The sequence below is a fragment of the Apibacter sp. B3935 genome (genome assembly GCF_009827705.1).
In the GTDB taxonomy this organism is placed as follows: domain Bacteria; phylum Bacteroidota; class Bacteroidia; order Flavobacteriales; family Weeksellaceae; genus Apibacter.
Genome location: NZ_WINL01000004.1, coordinates 113,429 through 136,260, shown reverse-complemented (window position 1 = coordinate 136,260; position 22,832 = coordinate 113,429). Strand labels below are relative to the sequence as shown.

The window sequence follows — 22,832 nt, the reverse complement described above, 5'->3', positions numbered from 1 at the left end:
CTTTGATAAAGATATGGTTGGTAATCGTCTTTTAAAAATTTTTACTATGAAAAATCCTTTAATTACTGTTTCTATCCCAGTTTATAATTGCGAAAAATATATAGAACGTTGCATTAATTCTGTACTTAATCAAACATATCCTAATATTGAAATTTTGATAGTCGATGATAGAGGGAAAGATAATAGCATACAAATTATTAAGAACATTCAAAATGTCTTTCCTGATAAGATACGAATTATTGAGCATAATGAGAATAGCGGTGCTGCAGCTGCCAGAAATACGTGTATTGACAATGCTAAGGGAGAATATATTTTTTTTATGGATGGAGATGATGAAATTACGACCGATTGCATTGAAATATTATATTTAAAAGCCTATGAAACAAATGCAACTATGACCATTGGACAAATAACTGCTATTGATACTTTTTCTAATTCTGAATATCCAATTTTCAAATTCAATGATAATCTGACGTTCCTCTATAATAATGATATTATTTTAGAATATTTTTGTAATGGGGAATGGGCGGTTTCTCCTTGGAATAAACTTCTTAAATTAAATTTTTTGAAACAAAATAATATTTACTTTACTAAAGGTTTATATGCAGAAGATGAATTATGGTCTTTTCATATAGCTCTTAAATTGGATAGTACAGCATTTGTTAATAAAAATACTTATAAATATTATCTTCACAAAGATTCTATTATTTTCAATAAGAAAAAGGTATACTTTGAAAACATTCATACGATTCTAGAACGTATGGCTGAAGAGTATTACAAAGAATCTTCTTTAAGAAAGAAATATATATTAAACCATATTATTAAATTTAAAGAATTAGCTCTTACTATGCAATATAAAGTAATGAGAAAAGATGTAGACTATTGGAAACATAATTACTCACGTTTAAAAAAAGCACCAAGTTTAAAATTTCATGATTATTTTTCTTCTTTGTTTACTATAGATGTAAAGAAAAAAAATATTTTTCAAAATTTACCTGTAAATTATGGGTATAAATTATTTAAATGGCGATATGAAAGAAAATAAAAAATAAACCAAATTATAATTTAGTGTTTTAAAAAAAATAAGCACTTTGTTATATATTTAAGTTGATATAAAAAATTCATTTTAGTGCTTTCAATATCAGGATAAACCGTCAGATACTGATAAAGAATTTTCCAAGACAACTCTTTTTGAGCAAGAAAATAACCGGCCACACTTTTTTTATAAGTTTTCTCTAAAAATTTCGAACTAAATGGACTCCCTTTTTTTTCATTATATTCTATAAGTCTTTTTGCCCAATTTATAAATGGCTTTAAATCTGCAAACTCACGTAAGACTTGATGAGCCAATAAAGCATCAACCCATTTTATATTGTATAATTCAGACTTTTCATTTATTAACTTATTTAATACTTTATAGTGGATTTTTTTTGAAACTTCCCATTGCTCCTTGTTTCGTATCATTTTTCCCTTATCCATAATAAAAGAAGCTTGATTTCCAGAAATTCTATAATATACTAATGGTTCAGGAATAGTAATGAATTGTATATTTAATTCCAACATTCTTACAAATAATTCATAATCTTGTGCCAACCTAAAATTTTCATTGTAATATAAATCATTTTTTTTTAGAATTGAAGTTCGAAACATAGTTGCGGGTTGAGCTACAGGGCAGCCCAATAATTGATTATCTTTTATATCTGAATGATTTATACTAAATTCAATTATATTATTTTGCAAACCAAAACATTGCAAAAAAGAAGAACAGACACCTATTTCTGGATTTGCTTCCATCAAGTGAACCTGTTTTTCAATTTTATCTTTGACATAATAATCATCGGCATCTAACAAAGCAATATATTGTCCTTTAGCTTGTTGTATGCCTATATTACGAGTAAAAGCTGAACCTAAATTCTTTTTATTTTCAAATATTTTAATCTTATTATTTTTCGAATATTTGTTTTTTATAATTTTTAAAGTATCGTCTGTAGAGCAATCATCAATAATAATTATTTCTAACTTAGTATAAGTTTGATATAATAAACTATTTATTGCATTCTCTATGTAATCAGCTACATTATAAGTAGGCACAATAATGGTTACTAAAGGCAAAAATGACATATGTGTAGTTAGATAAGTAGTTGAGTTTTTATATATTTATATTAAACTTATTTATAAAAAAACAAGTTTATTGATTATCTATTTTAATAGTGTTACTTTAAATTATACTAATCAAAAAATTCATTTGAAAAATTTAGATTCGGCCTTATAATACCCGGTAATGTATTACTATTTGATCCTATAGTTTCATTTAAAATTTCAAATTGTATTACTTCATTTTGACTATAAAGCTTATATCTTTGGTTTTCAGAGAAAATTAAATTAAATGTATATGTTCCAGCATTAAGTAAGTTTTCTTCGATTTGTCCTTTAACTTTATAGATACCTCTTCTAGAATTTTTATTTGTTGTTACTAATTCTCCTGTATGAAATATTGTTATTTCATCTGAATTTTTTAATTCAAATATTACATCCAAATTAATTTCTGTTTTATAGTTATAAAATGTTAATTCAAATTCTACACCAGATGAAATCGTTAAATAATTACCTTTAATAGGTTGAGTGTTAAATTTTAATATTTTAATATTTTGATTTCCTGGTGCTGATTCTATATCTCCCTTATGATCTATACTTGATATAATATTTGTTAACTTCTGATAATATTCAACTGCATCTAAGGTATTTCCAGAATATGAAACAGTACCGTTTTGTAAAACAACACCTTGAGTGCAAAGAGTTTTAATTGCTGCAATATTATGGCTTACAAACAATACTGTTCGACCGTCGTTTACACTTACATCTTTCATTTTACCTAAACATTTTTTTTGAAATTCTGCATCTCCTACTGCCAATACCTCATCTACTATCAAAATATCAGGCTCCAGGTGTGCTGCTACAGCGAATGCTAAACGAACATACATTCCAGAAGAATATCTTTTAACTGGTGTATCAATATATCTTTCAACTCCTGAAAAATTTACTATTTCATCAAATTTTGAGCGTATTTCTTTCTTAGTCATACCTAATATCGCTCCATTCAAAAAAATATTTTCTTTACCGGTTAATTCAGGATGAAATCCTGTTCCCACTTCAAGTAAGGATGCAATTCTACCATTTACTTTAATTATACCTGAAGTAGGTGATGTCGTTTTAGATAATATTTTTAATAAGGTCGATTTTCCAGCTCCATTTCTTCCTATTATTCCTAGTACTTCGCCTTGTTTTACATCAAAATTTATATCTTTTAAAGCCCATACATAATCTGACTTCCCTTTAGATGTTCTATCATTAACTTCACCTACTTTAAAAAAAGGATCTCCTTTTCCCATTGTTTTCCACCACCATTTTTTGATATCTTGTTGTAAAGATCCAGTACCCACTTGACCCAATCTATATAGTTTTGATATATTTTCAATTTTGATCGCTAAATCCATATTTATATTGACAAATATTTTTTTAATTACTTAATAATATCCTATTACAATTTTTTTAGTCTTTTTTTTGTAGTAAACAATTTAAACAATGCACATAGATCCAATTCTTATATACATTTTCTCTTTATTTAATTTATATATAAAATTAACAGTTTTAGTATAGTAGACATTTATAGTATTACATAAACGATATATAAATAATAGGTTTATTTACATCGTTTCTTAGATAAATATTTTAATAAAAACTTATTTTCAAATTAGAGTCTTTTATTGTTATTCACAGAAGTTATTCTAAATAATAATAAATAGACTTATTTTAGAGATATTAATACTAAACAGTATCCATAAAACTCCTTTCCACTTTATTGAATATTATTATTCCAATAAATATGCTAAAAAATGTAAATATGGTACTATATAACAAACCTCCCCAACTCAAGATTCCTTCACCTAAAAAACCATGCTTAAAAGCTTCAATAATAGGTGAAATAGGATTAATCATTGCTAAAAAGTGAAATTTTTCAGGAAGCTTTTTATATATTATAGATATGGGATAGATAATTGGAGTTGCATACATAAGTAATGAAACACCAAAAGATAATAAATAAGATAAATCTCTATATTTTGTAGTCATAGAGCAAATAATTAGACCAAAGCCTAAACTTAAACCAGCCATTAATATTAATAGAAATGGAAGTAGTAAAGCATAACCATTGATATTTATCTGAACACCCTTTATTAAAAAATAAATTAAAAAAATTATGAACAATAAAAATTGAATTCCAAATCTAAGCAAATTTCCTATAATAATAGATAAAGGCATAACTAATCTAGGGAAATAAACTTTTCCAAAAATACTGGCATTATCTCTAAAAACATAAGATGTTCCTGTTAAACAGTCTTGAAAATAATTCCATAATGTTAATCCAGATAAATAAAATAATATTCCTGGTATTCCATCAGTTGATATTCCTGCAATGTTACCAAAAACTACATTAAACATTAAAGAAGTAAAAATTGGATTTATAAAAAACCAAAGCGGACCTAAAACTGTTTGTTTATAATTTGCAACAAAGTTTCTTCTTATCATAAGAGCTAATAAATCCCTGTATTTCCAAACCTCTCCTAATTTAAAATCAAACAGGGAATGATTTGCGCTTATTTCTTCTGTCCATTTTTGCATTTTTTCCATTTAACTAAAAAATACTAACGTTTATAATAAGTTATGTTTTTAAGATACTCTCCGTATCCACTTTTTCCATATTTGTTTGCAATTTCATATAATTTTTCTCTTGAAATAAACCCCCTTTTATAAGCGGTTTCTTCTATACATCCGATTTTAATACCTTGTCTTTTTTCTATCACTCGAATATATTCAGTGGCATCATGCAAAGAATCAAAAGTTCCCGTATCCAACCAGGCGGTACCTCTATCCATTACGCCCACTTCTAACTCTCCATTTTCTAAATACATCTTATTCACATCTGTTATCTCATACTCTCCTCTGGCTGATGGCTTTAATTTTTTAGCTATTTCTACTACTTTATTATCATAAAAATATAATCCCGGAACTGCATAATTAGATTTTGGATTCAATGGCTTTTCTTCTATGGAAATAGCTTTCATATCTTCATTAAATTCAACAACTCCATATCTTTCCGGATCATTAACATGATAGGCAAAAACAATGGCTCCTTTTGGATTAGTTTTAGATCTCAATAACTGACTTAAACCTGCTCCATAAAAAATATTATCCCCTAATATCAATGCCACCGAATCATCACCAATAAATTTTTCACCTATCACAAAGGCTTGGGCTAAACCATTAGGTTTATGTTGTATTTCGTAAGTTAACTTACATCCAAAATCTGATCCATCTCCTAATAATTTTTTAAATATTTCTTGATCGTTAGGAGTGGTAATAATTAAAATATCTTTAATTTCTGCATCCATTAAAACAGATAATGGGTAATAGATCATGGGCTTATCATAAACGGGCATAAGTTGCTTACTTACAGCTATAGTTAGCGGATATAACCTGGTTCCAGATCCTCCTGCTAATATAATTCCTTTCATATAATTATTTTATTATAAATGTATTAAACATAACATTAAAATCCGACCTATCGCTGTTATTTTTATCTTCAACTATCTGTAAAATAATTGTTTTATCTTCATAGTGTGTAACCCCTATTTCTCCGTATACCTTGTTTTTAGTATCATCGGCTTCATAATTGGCAGTTATCCAATCAAATTTACCAATATGGGTTGATTTATTTTTGCTTATAACTTTAAAGCCTACTTTTTGATAAAAATATTTAAGTTGATTGATCTGATCACTTAGTAATGAGTCGGCAGATAATTTTTTATTAAAAATGCTAATTGCAATGGTACTTTCTACTTTGTAATTGGTGTACTTGTCTATTTCTACATACCTGTTACCCTCTTTGAAATAGTCGTTTTTCACTTTCCAATATAAAGGTAAATTAATTGATATTCCTTCTTTTTGATAGGTATTCGTTGTTTGTTTATTACTTTCTTTACTTTGCGTACATGAACATACTAAAATTATCAACGAAAAGATAAATACACTTATTTTAGTCATAACAGATTTTAATTTAAATCATATTGTTCTTCATAATATTTTCTGTATAACCCGCTTGTGACATGATTTAACCAATCCTGATTTTCCATATACCAATCTATAGTTTTAATTAGTCCTTCTTCAAAATTAACGGAAGGCTTCCATCCTAGTTCTTTGTTTATTTTAGTAGCATCAATAGCATAACGTAAATCATGCCCTGGACGATCTTTAACAAAAGATATTAATTTAGCACTTTCTCCTTCGTTTCTTCCTAATTTCTTATCCATTAATTTACATAATAAATGAACTAAATCAATGTTTTTCCATTCATTAAATCCTCCTATATTATAATTTTCTTTGTTTTTTCCCTTATGAAAAACCAGATCAATAGCTGTGGCATGATCGATTACATATAACCAATCTCTTGTATAATTGCCATCGCCATAAACCGGCAAAGGTTTTTTATTAATGATGTTATTGATTAATAATGGAATAAACTTTTCAGGAAAATGATTAGGCCCATAATTATTTGAACAATTTGTTATAATTACAGGTAAATTATATGTATCTGCATATGCTCTCACAAAATGGTCTGAAGATGCTTTTGATGCTGAATATGGTGAATGAGGATTATATTTAGTTTCTTCTGTAAAAAAACCCGCTTCATTCAATGAACCATAAACTTCATCAGTAGATACATGATGAAACCTTTTACCTTCATAATTATTATTCCAAATTCTTTTTGCCGCATCTAAAAGGATTACTGTTCCAATAACATTTGACTTTACAAATTCTAAAGGTGTAGTTATAGATCTGTCTACATGGGATTCAGCGGCTAAATGTATTACTCCATTTGGTTGGAATTCTGCAAATATTTCTTTTATTTGTTCTTCGTTAGTTATATCAGCTTTTAAAAATTGATAATTAGGCTTATTTTCTATATCTTTTAAATTTTCTAAATTACCGGCATAAGTTAATGCATCTAAATTTAAAATTTTATATTCCGGATACTGAGTTACAAATCTTCTGACTACATGAGATCCAATAAATCCGGCACCTCCTGTAATTATTAATTTTTTCATTTATTTAAAAATTATCTATCCATTTATTAATTTTCTTCCAATACTTTTGTAGTAAAAGCCATGAGTTTGTAATTCATCTAGATTATAAAGATTTCTTCCATCAAAAATAGCTTTATTATTCATCTTTTTTTCCAAAATATCAAAATGAGGATTTCTAAATTCACCCCACTCTGTTACAATAATTAATGCATCTGCACCATAAACACAATCATACATATTGTTGGCATATTCTATTTTATTGCCTAATATTTTTTTTACATTATTGACGGCAATCGAATCGTATGCTTTAACTTTTGCTCCTTTTTCCAGAAGCATATCGATTATTTCAAGTGAGGAAGCTTCCCGAATATCATCCGTATTTTCTTTGAAAGCTAACCCCCAAATTGCTATTTGTTTATTTTTTAAATCTCCTAAATATTTTTCGACTTCGGGTACTAATATGGTTTTTTGTCTTTGATTTACCTCTTCTACAGATTCTAAAATTTCGAAAGTATATCCAACTTCTTTTCCGCTTTTAATTAAAGCTTTTACATCCTTGGGAAAACAACTCCCTCCATATCCTACACCCGGAAATAAAAATCGATTTCCGATCCTTTCATCCGACCCCATACCTAATCTTACTTTATCAACATCTGCTCCTACTTTTTCGCAGTAATTAGCTACTTCATTCATAAAGGTGATTTTAGTGGCTAAAAAAGAGTTGGAAGCATATTTTGTTAACTCAGAAGATTTTTCATCCATCTTTATCATTTTAGCACCGGCATTAGTTAAGGACAAATAAATTTTATCCATTATTTCAAATGCTTTCTGTGAACCGGCTCCCACAATTACTCTTTCAGGATTCATAAAATCTTCCACAGCGTATCCTTCTCGTAAAAATTCCGGATTTGAAACAACATCGAAAGATACCTGTGTTTTTGATTTTATCAAGTTTTTGACTTTTTCTGCTGTACCTACCGGAACCGTACTTTTATTTACTATTAAGGTATATTCAGTCATTAGATCTCCTATTTGTCCGGCAACTTCCAGTACGTAAGATAGATCCGCTGAGCCATCTTCTCCCGGTGGAGTTGGCAAGGCTAAAAATATTACATTTGAAACTCGCATTGCTTCACTCAAATCTGTGGTGAAAAACAAACGACCTCCTTTTATATTTCTCAGAAATACTTCTTCTAATTGTGGCTCATAAATAGGTACTTGCCCATTTTTCATCAAGGTAACTTTTTCTTCATTTATATCAACACAATGTACACTATGTCCCAAATCTGCAAGGCATGTTCCTGAAACCAGTCCTACATATCCTGTACCAACAATTGTAATATTCATATATTTAAATATTTTACAAAAATATAATTTATATTTTATTAATTATTTTATCTATTAGTAATACTATAGGTTTTCAATAGGATTAAAATAATTTATAGGATATTCCCCAGAAAAGAGATATATTTGCCGATCCTTTATCTTTCCCATACCCGGGAATAACTAAATTATCAACATTTTTCTGTTTGCTGGAAAACAATAGAAATTTCGGACGAACCATGAAATCAATATAAAAAGGTGAGTTTCCAATTTGAACTTTAGCTCCAGCTACTGCTTCTATCCAGCCGGAACTTACATTTGCTTCTGGTAAAGAACCTTCTCCAATTATTTGTATTTGTCCTTCGGGATTCATTCCCTTAAGAGGATATTTTTTTACATTTTGCTTGAAGGGGGAATAACCAAATCTTCCTCCTATATAAAACCCTTCGCCTGATTTTTCATAGTTGTTAGTTAAAATATAATTTATTCCTATTTCTCCAAAAACTCCTTTTGCATCAATATTCCAGTTATTTTTATTATAAATATTTTTTTCATACCCTACTTCGGCAACAGCCAACCACCTATTTTTAATTTTATAAGCGATAAAACTACTATATTTTTTTTTATCTGCAAAAAAACCAGCAACCGGATTTAATAAATCCACTCCTATAAATAGTTGATGCTTTGGATTTTTTACCGAAATAGAATCGTTGCTTTTAGTTTGGGAATGAGCATATATCCCCAGAAATACACTAATAAGCAATACGTAAATTCGTAGAGGATTCATTATAAATTTGATTAGTTTGACCTGTTATGGATTTTATAGTTGTAAGCGCAGTTGCATCATAAGTCACCTCATTAAATGTTACCTTGAATCCACATGCTTTTGAAACAAATTGCTGATCAGTCAAGTATTTTATTGTAATAATATTTTTACTTGAATCCGGAGTATGCAGTGTATCGTATAAATAAAAAACAGTTTCGTCGGATAAAGAATTTAAAGGTAATTGTATACTGTCTTTCCCAAGAAAGACACCTTCAGAATGTACAGAACCATCCGGCATTTTCCTGTCAACATATAATCGGGTTTTCTTATATTTATTACCTAAACTATCCAATTCTATAGTCAATCTCGGTGTAGTAACTTTGTCGCAAACATCATCATCTACACAGGAAAAAACAAGTAAACCTATAAAGAATAGGACGAATAGTATATTTATTTTTTTTTGAAACATTTTTATTTTAGTTTAAGAAGCGCAACGCTTTCTACATGATAAGTCTGTGGAAACATATCTACAGCTTGAACTTTTACAACTTCGTATTTTTCTTTCATCAACTCCAGATCCCTAGCTTGTGTTGCTGAATTACAACTTACATAAACTATTTTTTGGGGGGCTATGCGTAATATAGTGTCTACTACATTTTTATGCATTCCTTCTCGCGGCGGATCGGTAACGATAATATCCGGATGACCGTTTTCATGAATAAATTCTTCTGTGAATATATCTTTCATATCTCCACAATAAAAACGACAATTTTTAATATTATTATATTCAGCATTTTCTTTCGCAGCTTTTATTGCCTCGGGTACCGCTTCTACACCGACCACAGTTTTTGCTTTACGAGAAATAAATTGCGCTATGGTTCCTGTTCCTGTATAAAGATCATACACTACTTCATCGCCTTTTAAATCAGCAAATTCTCTTGCTATTTCGTATAATTTAACGGCTTGTTTATAATTGGTTTGAAAAAATGATTTGGGTCCAATTTTAAATTTTAGTCCTTCTATCTTTTCCGTTAAAAAACCATTTCCATAGAATATTTTAACATCCAAATCATATAAGCTGTCATTTCCTTTAGAATTTATTGCATAAAGAATCGTTTTTACTTCAGGAAATTCTTCACGAATATAGTTCAACATTTTGCTAATATTTTGCTCATCCTCTCTAAAAAATTGAAGTAAAACCATTAGATCATTTTTAGAGTTAGAACGAATCATTAATGTTCTAAGAAATCCGCTTTGTTCTTTAAAATCATAAAATTCCATCTTATGCTTTAAAGCAAACGCTTTAATAGAATTTCTGATTTTATTTGAAGGTTCTTGTTGTAAAAAACATTCTTTAATGTCTAACACTTTATTCCATTGTTGAGGTATGTGAAAACCCAACGCATTTTTATCTTCAATATCTATATCGGATTGTATTTCCTCAGACGTCAACCATCGAGCATTAGAAAAGGAAAATTCCATTTTATTTCTGTAAAAATACTTATCCGTTGAAGGGATAATGGTTAATTCTTGAAAATTATCAATTTTTCCAATTCTTTTTATATTATTGTAAACCTCTTTCTCTTTATATTCTAATTGTTTTTCATAAGAAAGATTTTGCCATTTACAACCTCCGCATATTCCAAAATGCATACATTCGGGATTCACTCGATCAGAAGAATAGTTAATAAAATCTAAAACTTTAGCTTCATAATAATTTTTTTTAGACTTAATAACTTGGACATTAACTATATCTCCCGGTACGGCATAGCCTACTAAAACTGTTTTTCCTTCTTCAGTTTTTCCTATCGCAACCCCCTTAGCTCCGGCAGTAGTAAGCTCTAAATTGGGGATCTGTATATTTTTTTTTCTTCTCAAACTACAGAATATAAAATAAGATTACAAAAATACACAAAAAATGTATTCTATAAAAAGAGTTTATATTTACTGATTTTGAACAGAATACCCTGCATATTTTTATCTTATAAAACTATTTTAATCTAAAAAAATACTGTATTTTTGAGTTTTGAAAAACAATAAAAATTAATTAGTCCAAAATGAATTTATTATCCGATCGCGTTAATCGTCTTAGCTATTCTCAAACCTTTGTTATGTCTAACAAAGCTCGAGAATTAAAAGCTCAAGGAATCAATGTTATTAGCTTAACTTTAGGAGAGCCTGATTTTGAAATTCCTGAATTTGTAAGGGAATCTGCCATCAAAGCGATTAATGATGGTGTTAAATCCTACACCCCCGTTCCCGGATATCTTGAATTAAGAAAAGCTATTGCTAATAAATTTAAAAGAGACAATAATTTAGAATATAAACCTGATCAAATAGTTGTTTCGAACGGAGGAAAACAGTCTATTATTAATGTATTGCTTTCAATCATTAATGATGGAGATGAAGTAATCGTTCCTGCTCCTTATTGGGTAAGCTATTATGAAATGGTTAAACTTGCCGGAGGGGAAAATATTGTGGTAAATACTACCATTGACACTGATTTTAAAATCACACCCGAACAGCTTGAGAATGCTATAACACCAAAAACCCAAGCGTTTTTATTCAGCTCTCCATGTAATCCTTCGGGAACTGTTTATACTAAAGAGGAATTATATGCCTTAGCTAAGGTATTAGAAAAGCATCCTAACGTAATTATTATTTCTGATGAAATATATGAATATATAAATTATGAAGGAAAACACGAAAGTATAGCTCAATTTCCTGAAGTTTTTAATCAGACTGTAACAATTAACGGCGTTTCCAAATCGTATGCCATGACAGGTTGGAGAATTGGATATTTAGGAGGCCCAAAATGGCTTACTGATGCTTGTGATAAAATTCAAGGACAAATGACCTCAGGGGCAAATTGTATTGCTCAAAAAGCCTCTATAACAGCTATAGAAGCTGATCCTTCGGTTATTGATTATATGATTGACGGTTTTAAAAAGAGACGGGAGCTCGTATACAATTTGCTGCATGAAATCCCGGGATTTAAAGTTAATAAACCGGCCGGAGCATTTTATTTCTTTCCTGATGTATCTTTTTATTTTGGGAAAACTATTCAAGGACATAATATTACAAATTCCGATGATTTTGCTTTATTATTATTAGAAAAAGCACATGTAGCTACAGTGGGTGGTGTATGTTTTGGAGACAGTAATTGCATAAGGTTATCATATGCGGCTTCTGAAGAAGATCTTATTGAAGCTTTAAAAAGAATTAAAAATACCTTATCGTAAAATAATCATTTCTAATTTATAAAAAATAAAAGCTGTGAAAATTCACAGCTTTTATTTTTAGTAAATATTCAAACCTAATTTATTAGGCTTCAGTTAATTTATCTATTTAGATAAATCAACGGTTTCTGCTGTCGGGGCATTGTTCATTACTGATTTTACACCATTTTTAGCATTAGTTTCATTGTCATAAAGCTCACTGGTTCCTACTATTTGTCCGTTACCGGCCTTTAAGTTAAAAAACCACTTTTTGTTAGTGGACTGTTTCAATTCAAAACGATCTTCGTTTTTAGAATTTCTCTTTACAGAACTAACGCCTTTTTGACAATTTGTTTTTTGGGTATATCCTTCACTTGCCAGGATAATCTGCCCGTTTTTCGCTTTCAGTCTAAATCGAAAAGCACCTGATTTGTCTTTAAAAATTTCAAACATAGTTGTACAAATTTTAGTCTTACTTTATTAAGCTTTTTAGTGTTATTTATCCAACTAATTACAGTATTCTTGTATTTTCAACAAATAATAGAGTAATAATGTTCTCCTTTTCTAAATAATTTCATACAAAGATATAAGTTCTAATTAATAAAGAACAAGAATAATATATTTTTATGACATAATACACATAAAGTTTGTAAATATTATTTCCATAAGTGCTAGTTTGACATAATTCTTTGCCTTTCCACTTCATAGCAAACTATTGCAACTGCATTGCTTACATTTAATGAATCTATTTGTCCTTTCATAGGTATTAATATATTTTCTTTCATTTTATCTTTCCAAAAATCTGAAATACCTGAATGCTCCGTTCCAAATATAACTGCAGCTGATTGGGTAAAATCAACATTTTGTATAATTTTAGAAGATTCATTCATATAAGTAGCATAAATCGGTATATTTTTTTTTATAAGAAAATCATATATATTTGTGTTTTTAGCTGATATAATAGGAATATTAAAAAAACTTCCTACTGATGAACGTATTACATTGGGATTGTATAGATCTGCTTTTTCTTCACATACTACAACCATATCTACACCAAACGCATCTGCTGACCTGCATATTGCCCCAAGATTACCCGGTTTTTCAATTGATTCAATAATCAGGATTAATGGGTGATCCGGCAATTTTATTTGGTCTAATTCATAGGTCTTATATTCATAAACCCCTAGTATGCCTTCTGATATTTTCCTATAAGCGATCTTATCATAAACAGATTGTGATACTTCATATTTGATAACGGAAGAAGGAAGTGTTATAGAATCTTGAAAAATATGTGGTTGTACGTAAAATTCAATAGGAACAAAACCATTTTTTAAGGCAAAAAAATTTTCGTTTTTGCCTTCAACAATGAATTTCCTTTGACTTTTCCTTTCTTTACTTTTTTCTAATAATTTTACTAAATTCTTTATTTTTGGATTTTTATTACTTTCTATATACATGATATAAAAGAAATTTGGCAAAAGTAAAAAAACTTATTCATTATTTAGATAATTTTATTACTTATATTTGAATTATTAGCATGAAAATTAAAAAACAATCCTTTTTTTATAGTCTTTTCTTTAGTGTTTTAGTAATAATTTCCTTAATCCTTAGTTATAACCTTTCAACTAAAAAATTAAATCTTGAACAATTTAATATAGAACAGTTAAGTTCTGAAGATATTGTTATAAATTATATAAAAATACATCATTCCTTACCAAATTATTATATTAAAAGATTAGATGCGCGTAAAGCTGGTTGGAAACCTGAAAAAGGTAATTTATGTCAAATACTCCCAGGAAAAGTAATTGGCGGTGATATATTTAAAAACAGAGAAAATAAGATTCCGTCCAAAAAGGGAAGAAAATGGACGGAAGCCGATTTGAATTATAAATGCGGAATGAGAGGAACTGACCGTATTATTTTTTCGAATGATGGACTAATTTTTGTAACTTATGACCATTATAAGACTTTTCAACAAAGATGAAAACAGTTTCTTTTGATTTTGACTCTATTTCTTCTTTACCTAAATTTTACCAAGTTTTTCAAAAAAAATTCGGTCTTGATTCTCATATGGTCAATAATTTGGACGGACTTTGGGATACGCTTACCGGTATTATTGAATTGCCTGTAAAAATTAAATTCCAAAACTTAGATTTAGATAAACTCCAAAAGTTTAAACAATTAATTACCTTATTTGAAGAAGCTGAAAAAGAAACTGATAGAGAACTCGTGTTTTCTTATATTTTATCCAACTAACTTATAATTTTGGATTACCTTTGTTGCTAATGTTGCTAGAAACATAAATTTACTTTATTAAAAACAATATACTGTGTCCGATAAAAAACTAGTCATAATTCCTACATACAATGAAATTGAAAACATTGAAGATATCATTTCATGTGTGTTTAGCCTGGAAGAGGATTTCGATATATTGATTGTTGATGATTCTTCTCCTGATGGCACAGGAGAGACAGTTGCCGACTTAATTCCAACATACTCCAATCGTCTTTTTTTAGAAGTCCGAAGTACTAAAAATGGCTTGGGAAGAGCCTATATCCATGGTTTTAAATGGGCATTGCAAAAGGGATATGATTATATTTTTGAAATGGATGCTGATTTTTCACATAATCCGAATGATTTAATTAAACTGTACCAGGCTTGTAAAAATGGAGCAGATTTAGCTGTTGGTTCTCGTTATTGCCAGGGAGTTAATGTAGTTAATTGGCCGATGAATCGGGTGCTACTTTCTTTTTTTGCCTCTAAATATGTGCGTTTGATTACCGGATTGCCCATTAACGATTCTACTGCCGGTTTTGTATGTTTCACTCGAAAAGTATTGGAGGAATTACCTCTTGATCAAGTGGAATTAGTAGGATATGGCTTTCAAATTGAAATGAAATTTAGAGCGTATTGCAAAAAATTTAAAATTGTTGAAATTCCTATTATATTTACAGACCGAACTAAAGGAAAATCGAAGATGAGTGGAGCCATCATCAGTGAAGCTGTTTTCGGAGTAATTAAAATGAAATTTATGTCTTTATTAGGAAGATTATGAGGCTTTATTTATATATATTTATTAGTCTGTCTTTAATGCTTTTTTCATGCCAACATCCGCTTGAAAAACCTGATCATCTGCTCTCTAAAAAGGATATGATTGCTATTTTAAGTGACATATATTTATATAAACAAACTCCAACCAATCTTCCATTGGATCAAGAAACTGCTTTTGATACATACGTTTCTATATTTAAGGCTCATCATACCACTAAAGAAATTTTTCAAAACAGTTACATATATTACTATACAGATGTAAATGCTTTACAGCATATATATGATAAAGTTATTGATAATCTTAAAAGTAAATTAACTAAAGATCAGCAACAACAATTAAAAGAAGAAGAATCACCCGAAAACCCTTGATAAAATGAAAATCAAATTTTTAGTTCTATGTATATTTTTTGTTTCAATGGTATTTTCACAAGATAAAAAAATATATAATCCTGATGAACATGCTCAACAAAAAATTGATTCTTGTATTAGTAAAGCTAAAAAAGAAAAAAAATTTATTTTGGTTCAAATCGGTGGAAATTGGTGTATCTGGTGTATTCGATTCAATACTTTAACTCAAAATAACGATACTATAAAGAATATTTTAACGGAAAATTATATTGTATATCATTTAAATTATTCAAAAGAAAATAAAAATGAGTCTATTTTAGCTAAGTTAGGTTACCCTCAACGTTTTGGTTTTCCAGTATTCGTAATCTTAAATGAAAAAGGTGAAAGAATTCATACGCAGCAATCTGATTTTTTAGAAGATAACAATTCAGGATATGACGTTAAAAAAGTTGAAAAATTTTTAAATGATTGGTCGCCAAAAGCCCTTGATCCCAATTTCAATAATTAATAGAAGGTACTTTCGTTTATTATTAAAAGCGTATGTTAGCTAATAAAAGCTATTATTTATTATTCTAAATTTTAAATATGATCTTTATGAGATTTGACAAAAATATATTGTTATCTATAATTTTATGCATATTCGTAGTAAATATTAATGCTCAAAAAATAACATTAGAAGAAATATGGAGCGGTAAATTTTACCCAAAAACCATTTCAGGAATAAAATCTTTAAAAAATGGTAAAGAATATACTATTCTAACTAAAAATGGTATTGAAAAATATTCCTATGATACCTTTAATAAAATAAATACGATCATTTCGGGTACTTATTCCGATTATTTATTTAATAATGATGAAAATTATTTGCTTTTAGAAAATGATTCGTTTCCAATATATCGACGCTCAAAATCGGGAATTTATACTTTATATAACATAAAAACTCAATCATTTTTAGAGGTCTTCAATAAAAAGCCCATACAAGAACCTATTTTTTCTCCTGATGGTACTAAAATAGCATTTGTTTATGAAAATAATATCTATTATCAAGAATTTCCCTCATTGCAAATAACGCAAGTTACGCATGATGGAAAAAAGAATAAAATCATAAATGGAATTTCAGATTGGGTTTATGAAGAAGAGTTTGCTCATGTCAGAAATTTTGAATGGTCGCCGGACGGAAAGAATATTGCCTTTATACATTTTGATGAATCTCATGTTAAAGAAGTTGATATTCCATTATATGAAAACTTTTTGTATCCCGATCATTTCGTTTATAAATATCCAAAAGCAGGAGAAGACAATTCTATAGTTAGCCTAAAGTTATATAATTTAGATAAAAAAGAAATTAATACGGTTTCTTTATCTAATTACGAAAACTATTATATTATAAATATTAAATTCTCACCCAATCGAGATTTATTCGCAATAACTTCCAATCGTTTTCAAAATAAAATTACTGTTTTAAAAATAAACCCAGCCAATCTTAACACTCAATTATTAGTAACGGAAACATCCACTACTTGGATTGAAACTGACAAACTTTATATTAATTTATTAGCCGATGGAAGTTTTATTTTAAACTCCGAAAAAAACGGCTACAATCACTTATATCTTTATAATGCTAAAGGACAATTAGTAAAACCTATTACTAAAGGGAATTGGGACATAATTCGGATTTATGGAATGGATAATAAAAATTCCCTCTTATACTTTCAATCCAATGAAAAAGGATCTAGCAATAGGATAGTAGCCTCCGTTAACATCAAAACCGGTAAACAGAAAATTTTAACAGATGAAATAGGAACCCATAATGCTTCTTTTAGTACTGATTTTTCTTATTTCATCGATCAATTTAGTACAGCAAATACACCTCCTGTATTTACATTGAGGAATAATAACGGATCTATATTAAAAACTTTGGAAGATAATTCGTCCTTAGTATCTTATGCCAATAAGAAAGAAATTCAAAAATTGGAATTTATTGAAATTCCTACTAAAAATGGGATTAAGTTGAAATCATACATGATTAAACCTATAAATTTCAATCCTGATAAAAAATATCCTGTTTTAATGTATGTATACGGAGGACCCGGATCTCAAACGGTAACTAATTCTTGGGATTCATTCAATTATTGGTGGCACCAAATGCTTGCGCAAGAAGGGTATATAATTGTTTCCGTTGATGGAAGAGGAACCGGAGGAAGAGGGGAAAACTTTAAAAAATCAACATATAAACAGCTAGGTAAACTTGAACTTGAAGATCAAATTGCTGCTGCAATGTGGTTGCAAACTCAATCCTTTATCGATTCTAACAGAATAGGAATATGGGGCTGGAGCTTTGGTGGTTATTTAACTTCTCTATGTATGACAAAGTCTAATGGCTTATTTAAAATAGGAATAGCTGTTGCACCGGTAACCAATTGGAGATTCTATGATACTATTTATACCGAACGATTTTTACAAACTCCTCAAGAAAATTCAACTGGATATGATGAAAATTCACCGATAAACTTTGCAAAAGATTTACAGGGTAAATTTTTAATTATTCATGGAACAGCAGATGACAATGTACATTTTCAAAATTCTGCAGCAATGATTAATGCTCTTATTGAAAATGGAAAACCATTTGATACAGCTATTTATCCTGATAAAGATCATGGAATTTATGGCGGAAATACTCGATATCATTTATATCAAAAAATAACTGATTACATTAAATCAAATCTGTAAGAATTCTTTAAATATTGACATTTATTGTTGATACATATATGTTTTTAGTATTTATTTGAATTGTATCAAATAAAATACTTTTGTAATTAATAAAATATACTTTATTTACTATAAATAAAAAAAATACTATTATTCAGTAATTAAATATATTTATAATCGACAAAAATCTACATTAACAGAGTAATATAGACTTTTTTATGACGTGATAATATAATATATAATTTTTTATAAAAACATAAAAAAGATATTCAAATTAATTTTTTGGCTTTATTTTTGAGAAAGTATAGTATAAATAATATTTTATATAACTAAAATATTAATTTTTTTTATATTAATAATATAATATTTCTTTTATAATTTTTTTTATTTAAACAAAATAATAATATGATTCAAATTTATTTTCTAATTCAGCATTTGTTTTAATACTATTATACTAATAATAGCATTTTTTTGAATATTTTATTTGGATTTATATTAAAAATATATTGATTGTCTTATAATTCAAGGCTAATAAATGTATAATTCTTTATTTTGAATAAAAGAAAATATTATCTTTGCTAAAATTTTAAGGATGACAATATATAAAGCCAGAGAATCGACAGATGTAATTGAAAGATTATATATTACCATGCGTCATCTTTTTAACCGAGGCGGTTTTAAACCAACTGGAACGTCTGGTCTTGAGCTCAGAAACTATCTTTTAAAATTAAATCCAGAAATATACGGATCAATAGCCGATCCGGATAAAGTGGAACTTAATGGGCTCAACTATGTATTAGATAGGCTTCCCCAAGGGATTGAAGAATGCTCATTTATATTTTTAACCTCCAATGAAGGATTAGACAAATCATCTTTTACTCCGATTTATCCTAAAAAAAGAAGGAGAACTTGTTATCGGGTGGATGAGCACCAAATGAATATTGAAGTATTATTAGGAAGATCTGAAATTTATGACATCCTTACTCACCTTACTTTTTTATACAACGAAGCTGATAAAATTAGAAAAAGAACCCATGATTTTAACGGAAAAGTAGGAAGAATTTGGATATCCGTTGAAAATGCAGCCTTGAGTTCAGAACCTTTAAAAAGAAAAGAAAGAGAGGTAATTTTAGCTCATATAGCCACCATGTTGGGCAGAAGCTTTGATGAAGTAATTACTGCTTATAAAAACTTTCAAGAACCAAATGATCCTGACCGTTTTATAAAGATTATTTACAATTTAGGAAGGGTAAGTAAAGAAGACGAATTAGGAATTCGAAGAAGAGAAATATTCTTCAGCTCCATTTTGAAGGAAAGAGTGGGTCATCATTTATTTGGTGAAAAATGGGCTGAAAACGTAAAAAAAACATTAGTTAAAAATAAATTAATTAATAAAAAACTTCATATAATTAGTTCAAACATGCACAGTGTTAAAAACATGTTGTATGCTTTTGATTCTTTAAATAAAAGTTTTCATGAGAATGAAGAACTAAAAGTATATGAAGATTTAAGTAAAAATCTAGATTTAGTTGAATCTGTAAAAAACTATGCCCAAAAAAATGGCATGATATATATAAAAGATACCAGCGGATCTAATATAGATGTTCAAATCTTTGATTTATCTAAGATAAGCTTTAAAAATACTCCTTTTAAAGATATAAAAAATTTAAATAAAGAGGATATCTTAATAGTATTTGATTATGCATTTGGAGAACAGGCTTTCGAAATAATGGATGAATTATTAAGGCCAATAAATAATGCTAAAGAAAACTTAAATCTAAATGTTGACTCAATATCCATTTTAGGTAAAGCAGGAATTTTGGTTGGAAATAAAGGAGATATCATGATACCGAATGCTCATATATTTGAGGGGACAGCAGATAACTATCCTTTTCATAACCAACTTTCTTTAAAAGATTTTGAAGGATATAATATTAATGCTTATAAAGGAGCTATGATTACTGTATTAGGCACTTCCTTGCAAAATAAAAATGTTTTAACTTATTTTATGCAAACATCTTGGAAGGCCATCGGATTAGAAATGGAAGGAGCTCACTATCAAAAAGCTATTCAAGTGGCATCTAAAATACGAAAACATATTGGCGAAAATGTAAAATTAAGATATGCCTATTATGCCTCAGATAATCCTTTAGAAACCGGAAGCACTTTAGCATCAGGAGGGTTAGGCCTAACCGGTGTAAAACCAACTTATTTAATTACAAAAAAAATACTTGAACAAATTTTAAACAATAAAAATTAATTCACACTTAATATATGGATAAACAAAATCAAAATTTAAATCAAGAGACCACCGTTTTAGATTTTTTAAATTATATAAAAAATATAATTAAAAAAATAATATCCTTTACGGGTGAAATATTTAAATATATTTTTAATACTATTTTAAGTTTTTTTGTCCTATTAAAAAGAAACATTATATTCATCGTCGTAACAGTTATTATTTTTGGAACAGTAGGATATTTTGATAAAGAAATATTACCAGCTTCTTATGATTATGAAATGATTGTAGAACCTAATTATAATAGTACGAATTCATTATATCAATTAATTAACTCATATAATGAACAAGCAGAAAGTAATGATGCTACTTTTTTTAAAGGTATTAAAAAAATTAATATATATCCTATAAAAACGTTTACTAATGATTTAGCTGTTTTTTATAGTACAGTAAAAAAATTAAGCAATAATTCTGAAAATGTTAATATAATTGATACTATTTTTACTAAAGAGTTAATTGAAAATTTTAGGAAGAATATTAATAATACAGATTATCCTTATCAAAAAATATATATAAATTCTTCAGTTGAGCTTTCATCTAAGGAACTTAAAGATAAAATTTTAGTTCCAATTGAGAATGATCCATATTTCAAACAATGTAGAAATGCTAAAATCACATCTATAGATTATAAAATTGAACAATCTAAGAAAGAATTAAAACTAATTGATACCCTATTATTATCTATAGCTAAAAGAAATATTTCAAATATTCCTACCTCTTCTTCATTATCTTTTAGTGCGGAAAATAAAAATAATGTTGAAACAGATCTCTTAAATAAATCAACGGATTTTATAAAAAAATTAGCCGATTTAGAACTAGAACGAGTGAAGTTATCTCAAGTAATTACATTAATTTCTGAGCCACAAAAAGTAATAAATAAAACATTAATTACAGAAGGAAGAATCTCTTCTTATTCTTTATATGGATTATTATTTGCTATATCAATTCTATTATTTATTCAGTTTGTAAAATATTTAAACAAATTTGAAAAAAGAAATTCTTAATACTGTAATAATTGGTCTTGGTAATATAGGAAAAATACACTTTGAAAATATATCACATAATGAAAATTTAAATGTAGTTGCTTTGATAGATACGGATAATTTTGTTTTGGAAAATAAAAATATCCCTATTTTTCAAAGTATATCAGAATGCCATAGTATTTTCCCTGATGTTGATTTGTATATAATTGCAACACCCAACGGTTATCATTATAAACAAACGAAAGAAATCCTGGAATTATCTAAAAATGTGTTGGTGGAAAAACCCATTACATTTCATAAATTCCAAATTGAAGAATTAATTACTATTGCAAAGAATAATAATGTTCGATTATTTACCTCTTTGCAACTACGTTTTTCACCTATAATAAATCATGTCAAAAATTTAATTGAAAATGATTATTTAGGTGAAATTTTTCTTCTAAATATTGAATGTTTTTGGAACAGAAATGATCGCTATTATAAAAAAGATTCATGGCGCGGAACAAAACAGTTAGATGGAGGAATACTGTTTACGCAATTTTCCCATTTCATAGACATAATACATTATTTATTGGGAAAAATTGAATTAATAAACAATTTAACTACCAATTATACGCATCAAAATGTAATTGAATTCCCCGATAGTGGAATTTTACAATTTAAATCGGGAAAGACCCTGGGAAGTATGTGTTACACCATCTCTACCTACGAAAAAAACTTTGAATCATCAATTACTATTATTGCAGAAAAAGGAACAATAAAAATTGGTGGCCAATATTTGGATCAACTAATACATTATAATGTAAAAGAGAGCTTGCTTGAAGGTATTAATTTGCCTCTGGAACCACTTCATAAATTGTTATATAAAGAAATAGTACACTCGCTAAAAAATTCAACCTCATCTCGTTTAGATGCTGAAAATTCAATTGAAACCATTGATTTTATTGATAAAGCGTCTAACTATTTAGCTTAAACAAATAGGCTTATTTATAAATT

Annotated in this window: 23 protein-coding genes; 11 read left to right on the top strand and 12 right to left on the bottom strand. The window is 28.2% G+C overall.

All coding sequences use genetic code 11. The annotated features are described in order from the left end of the window. The coding region (locus GFV00_RS08845; RefSeq protein ID WP_221411034.1) for a glycosyltransferase family 2 protein at window positions 1-1,045 on the top strand (1,045 nt) is incomplete at its 5' end. Between the two features lie 20 nt (window positions 1,046-1,065). Here the strand turns inward: GFV00_RS08845 and GFV00_RS08840 are convergent. From GFV00_RS08840 to rlmD, 10 genes are all read right to left on the bottom strand, one after another. Beyond that, a complete protein-coding gene (locus GFV00_RS08840; RefSeq protein ID WP_160557709.1) occupies window positions 1,066-2,121 on the bottom strand; it encodes a glycosyltransferase in 1,056 nt (351 codons plus the stop codon). Between the two features lie 107 nt (window positions 2,122-2,228). Next, window positions 2,229-3,494 carry a polysaccharide ABC transporter ATP-binding protein gene (locus GFV00_RS08835; RefSeq protein WP_160557710.1) on the bottom strand — a complete coding sequence of 422 codons (1,266 nt, stop codon included), beginning with the start codon at window positions 3,492-3,494 and terminating at the stop codon, window positions 2,229-2,231. A gap of 331 nt (window positions 3,495-3,825) precedes the next feature. Then, window positions 3,826-4,677 carry an ABC transporter permease gene (locus GFV00_RS08830; RefSeq protein ID WP_255448843.1) on the bottom strand — a complete coding sequence of 284 codons (852 nt, stop codon included), beginning with the start codon at window positions 4,675-4,677 and terminating at the stop codon, window positions 3,826-3,828. 23 nt (window positions 4,678-4,700) lie between these two features. Then, entirely contained in the window at window positions 4,701-5,570 is an 870-nt protein-coding gene (gene rfbA, locus GFV00_RS08825; protein ID WP_160557712.1) for a glucose-1-phosphate thymidylyltransferase RfbA, read from the bottom strand. A gap of 4 nt (window positions 5,571-5,574) precedes the next feature. Next, complete coding sequence (locus tag GFV00_RS08820) at window positions 5,575-6,099, bottom strand: hypothetical protein (protein ID WP_160557713.1); 525 nt, start codon at window positions 6,097-6,099, stop codon at window positions 5,575-5,577. 8 nt (window positions 6,100-6,107) lie between these two features. Further along, window positions 6,108-7,160 carry a dTDP-glucose 4,6-dehydratase gene (rfbB, locus tag GFV00_RS08815; protein WP_160557714.1) on the bottom strand — a complete coding sequence of 351 codons (1,053 nt, stop codon included), beginning with the start codon at window positions 7,158-7,160 and terminating at the stop codon, window positions 6,108-6,110. 15 nt (window positions 7,161-7,175) lie between these two features. Beyond that, window positions 7,176-8,486 carry a UDP-glucose/GDP-mannose dehydrogenase family protein gene (locus tag GFV00_RS08810; RefSeq protein WP_160557715.1) on the bottom strand — a complete coding sequence of 437 codons (1,311 nt, stop codon included), beginning with the start codon at window positions 8,484-8,486 and terminating at the stop codon, window positions 7,176-7,178. An 82-nt stretch (window positions 8,487-8,568) separates the two neighbouring features. Further along, window positions 8,569-9,249: a DUF6048 family protein gene (locus tag GFV00_RS08805; protein ID WP_160557716.1), complete on the bottom strand. Its 681-nt coding sequence runs from the start codon at window positions 9,247-9,249 to the stop codon at window positions 8,569-8,571. Then, window positions 9,215-9,697: a DUF6452 family protein gene (locus GFV00_RS08800; protein WP_160557717.1), complete on the bottom strand. Its 483-nt coding sequence runs from the start codon at window positions 9,695-9,697 to the stop codon at window positions 9,215-9,217. Before GFV00_RS08800 ends, GFV00_RS08805 begins: the two co-directional genes overlap by 35 nt. Window positions 9,698-9,699: 2 nt before the next feature. Next, a complete protein-coding gene (rlmD, locus tag GFV00_RS08795; protein ID WP_160557718.1) occupies window positions 9,700-11,106 on the bottom strand; it encodes a 23S rRNA (uracil(1939)-C(5))-methyltransferase RlmD in 1,407 nt (468 codons plus the stop codon). A gap of 179 nt (window positions 11,107-11,285) precedes the next feature. On the opposite strand from rlmD, the gene GFV00_RS08790 reads away from it, so the two are divergent. After that, complete coding sequence (locus tag GFV00_RS08790; protein ID WP_160557719.1) at window positions 11,286-12,470, top strand: pyridoxal phosphate-dependent aminotransferase; 1,185 nt, start codon at window positions 11,286-11,288, stop codon at window positions 12,468-12,470. 102 nt (window positions 12,471-12,572) lie between these two features. Here the strand turns inward: GFV00_RS08790 and GFV00_RS08785 are convergent, their stop codons facing one another. Further along, window positions 12,573-12,899 (bottom strand): YegP family protein, encoded by a 327-nt coding sequence (locus tag GFV00_RS08785; RefSeq protein WP_055425503.1) that lies wholly within the window; start codon window positions 12,897-12,899, stop codon window positions 12,573-12,575. Between the two features lie 218 nt (window positions 12,900-13,117). Then, on the bottom strand, window positions 13,118-13,903 hold the full coding sequence (locus GFV00_RS08780) for an RNA methyltransferase (RefSeq protein ID WP_160557720.1): 786 nt from the start codon (window positions 13,901-13,903) through the stop codon (window positions 13,118-13,120). A gap of 80 nt (window positions 13,904-13,983) precedes the next feature. On the opposite strand from GFV00_RS08780, the gene GFV00_RS08775 reads away from it, so the two are divergent. From GFV00_RS08775 to GFV00_RS08735, 9 genes are all read left to right on the top strand, one after another. Beyond that, the gene (locus GFV00_RS08775) at window positions 13,984-14,430 is read left to right on the top strand and encodes a ribonuclease domain-containing protein (protein ID WP_160557721.1); all 447 of its coding nucleotides are present in this window, start codon (window positions 13,984-13,986) and stop codon (window positions 14,428-14,430) included. Further along, entirely contained in the window at window positions 14,427-14,702 is a 276-nt protein-coding gene (locus GFV00_RS08770; protein ID WP_160557722.1) for a barstar family protein, read from the top strand. The genes GFV00_RS08775 and GFV00_RS08770 overlap by 4 nt, the downstream gene beginning before the upstream one ends. Before the next feature lie 73 nt (window positions 14,703-14,775). After that, window positions 14,776-15,501: a polyprenol monophosphomannose synthase gene (locus GFV00_RS08765; protein ID WP_160557723.1), complete on the top strand. Its 726-nt coding sequence runs from the start codon at window positions 14,776-14,778 to the stop codon at window positions 15,499-15,501. Beyond that, complete coding sequence (locus GFV00_RS08760) at window positions 15,498-15,866, top strand: DUF4296 domain-containing protein (protein ID WP_160557724.1); 369 nt, start codon at window positions 15,498-15,500, stop codon at window positions 15,864-15,866. Before GFV00_RS08765 ends, GFV00_RS08760 begins: the two co-directional genes overlap by 4 nt. Before the next feature lie 4 nt (window positions 15,867-15,870). Continuing rightward, window positions 15,871-16,353 (top strand): thioredoxin family protein, encoded by a 483-nt coding sequence (locus tag GFV00_RS08755; protein ID WP_160557725.1) that lies wholly within the window; start codon window positions 15,871-15,873, stop codon window positions 16,351-16,353. 86 nt (window positions 16,354-16,439) lie between these two features. After that, window positions 16,440-18,575 (top strand): S9 family peptidase, encoded by a 2,136-nt coding sequence (locus GFV00_RS08750; RefSeq protein WP_160557726.1) that lies wholly within the window; start codon window positions 16,440-16,442, stop codon window positions 18,573-18,575. 571 nt (window positions 18,576-19,146) lie between these two features. Continuing rightward, on the top strand, window positions 19,147-20,814 hold the full coding sequence (locus tag GFV00_RS08745) for a hypothetical protein (RefSeq protein WP_160557727.1): 1,668 nt from the start codon (window positions 19,147-19,149) through the stop codon (window positions 20,812-20,814). A 14-nt stretch (window positions 20,815-20,828) separates the two neighbouring features. Beyond that, on the top strand, window positions 20,829-21,857 hold the full coding sequence (locus GFV00_RS08740; RefSeq protein WP_160557728.1) for a hypothetical protein: 1,029 nt from the start codon (window positions 20,829-20,831) through the stop codon (window positions 21,855-21,857). After that, window positions 21,838-22,809 (top strand): Gfo/Idh/MocA family protein, encoded by a 972-nt coding sequence (locus GFV00_RS08735; RefSeq protein ID WP_160557729.1) that lies wholly within the window; start codon window positions 21,838-21,840, stop codon window positions 22,807-22,809. Before GFV00_RS08740 ends, GFV00_RS08735 begins: the two co-directional genes overlap by 20 nt. Window positions 22,810-22,832: the final 23 nt, after the last annotated feature.

Bases quoted from the DNA above. Each gene is read 5' to 3' on its own strand.
- GFV00_RS08840 (WP_160557709.1), bottom strand. From the start codon at position 2,121: ATGTCATTTTTGCCTTTAGTAACCATTATTGTGCCTACTTATAATGTA.
- GFV00_RS08835 (WP_160557710.1), bottom strand. From the start codon at position 3,494: ATGGATTTAGCGATCAAAATTGAAAATATATCAAAACTATATAGATTG.
- GFV00_RS08830 (WP_255448843.1), bottom strand. From the start codon at position 4,677: ATGCAAAAATGGACAGAAGAAATAAGCGCAAATCATTCCCTGTTTGAT.
- rfbA (WP_160557712.1), bottom strand. From the start codon at position 5,570: ATGAAAGGAATTATATTAGCAGGAGGATCTGGAACCAGGTTATATCCG.
- GFV00_RS08820 (WP_160557713.1), bottom strand. From the start codon at position 6,099: ATGACTAAAATAAGTGTATTTATCTTTTCGTTGATAATTTTAGTATGT.
- rfbB (WP_160557714.1), bottom strand. From the start codon at position 7,160: ATGAAAAAATTAATAATTACAGGAGGTGCCGGATTTATTGGATCTCAT.
- GFV00_RS08810 (WP_160557715.1), bottom strand. From the start codon at position 8,486: ATGAATATTACAATTGTTGGTACAGGATATGTAGGACTGGTTTCAGGA.
- GFV00_RS08805 (WP_160557716.1), bottom strand. From the start codon at position 9,249: ATGAATCCTCTACGAATTTACGTATTGCTTATTAGTGTATTTCTGGGG.
- GFV00_RS08800 (WP_160557717.1), bottom strand. From the start codon at position 9,697: ATGTTTCAAAAAAAAATAAATATACTATTCGTCCTATTCTTTATAGGT.
- GFV00_RS08790 (WP_160557719.1), top strand. From the start codon at position 11,286: ATGAATTTATTATCCGATCGCGTTAATCGTCTTAGCTATTCTCAAACC.
- GFV00_RS08785 (WP_055425503.1), bottom strand. From the start codon at position 12,899: ATGTTTGAAATTTTTAAAGACAAATCAGGTGCTTTTCGATTTAGACTG.
- GFV00_RS08780 (WP_160557720.1), bottom strand. From the start codon at position 13,903: ATGTATATAGAAAGTAATAAAAATCCAAAAATAAAGAATTTAGTAAAA.
- GFV00_RS08775 (WP_160557721.1), top strand. From the start codon at position 13,984: ATGAAAATTAAAAAACAATCCTTTTTTTATAGTCTTTTCTTTAGTGTT.
- GFV00_RS08770 (WP_160557722.1), top strand. From the start codon at position 14,427: ATGAAAACAGTTTCTTTTGATTTTGACTCTATTTCTTCTTTACCTAAA.
- GFV00_RS08760 (WP_160557724.1), top strand. From the start codon at position 15,498: ATGAGGCTTTATTTATATATATTTATTAGTCTGTCTTTAATGCTTTTT.
- GFV00_RS08755 (WP_160557725.1), top strand. From the start codon at position 15,871: ATGAAAATCAAATTTTTAGTTCTATGTATATTTTTTGTTTCAATGGTA.
- GFV00_RS08750 (WP_160557726.1), top strand. From the start codon at position 16,440: ATGAGATTTGACAAAAATATATTGTTATCTATAATTTTATGCATATTC.
- GFV00_RS08745 (WP_160557727.1), top strand. From the start codon at position 19,147: ATGACAATATATAAAGCCAGAGAATCGACAGATGTAATTGAAAGATTA.
- GFV00_RS08740 (WP_160557728.1), top strand. From the start codon at position 20,829: ATGGATAAACAAAATCAAAATTTAAATCAAGAGACCACCGTTTTAGAT.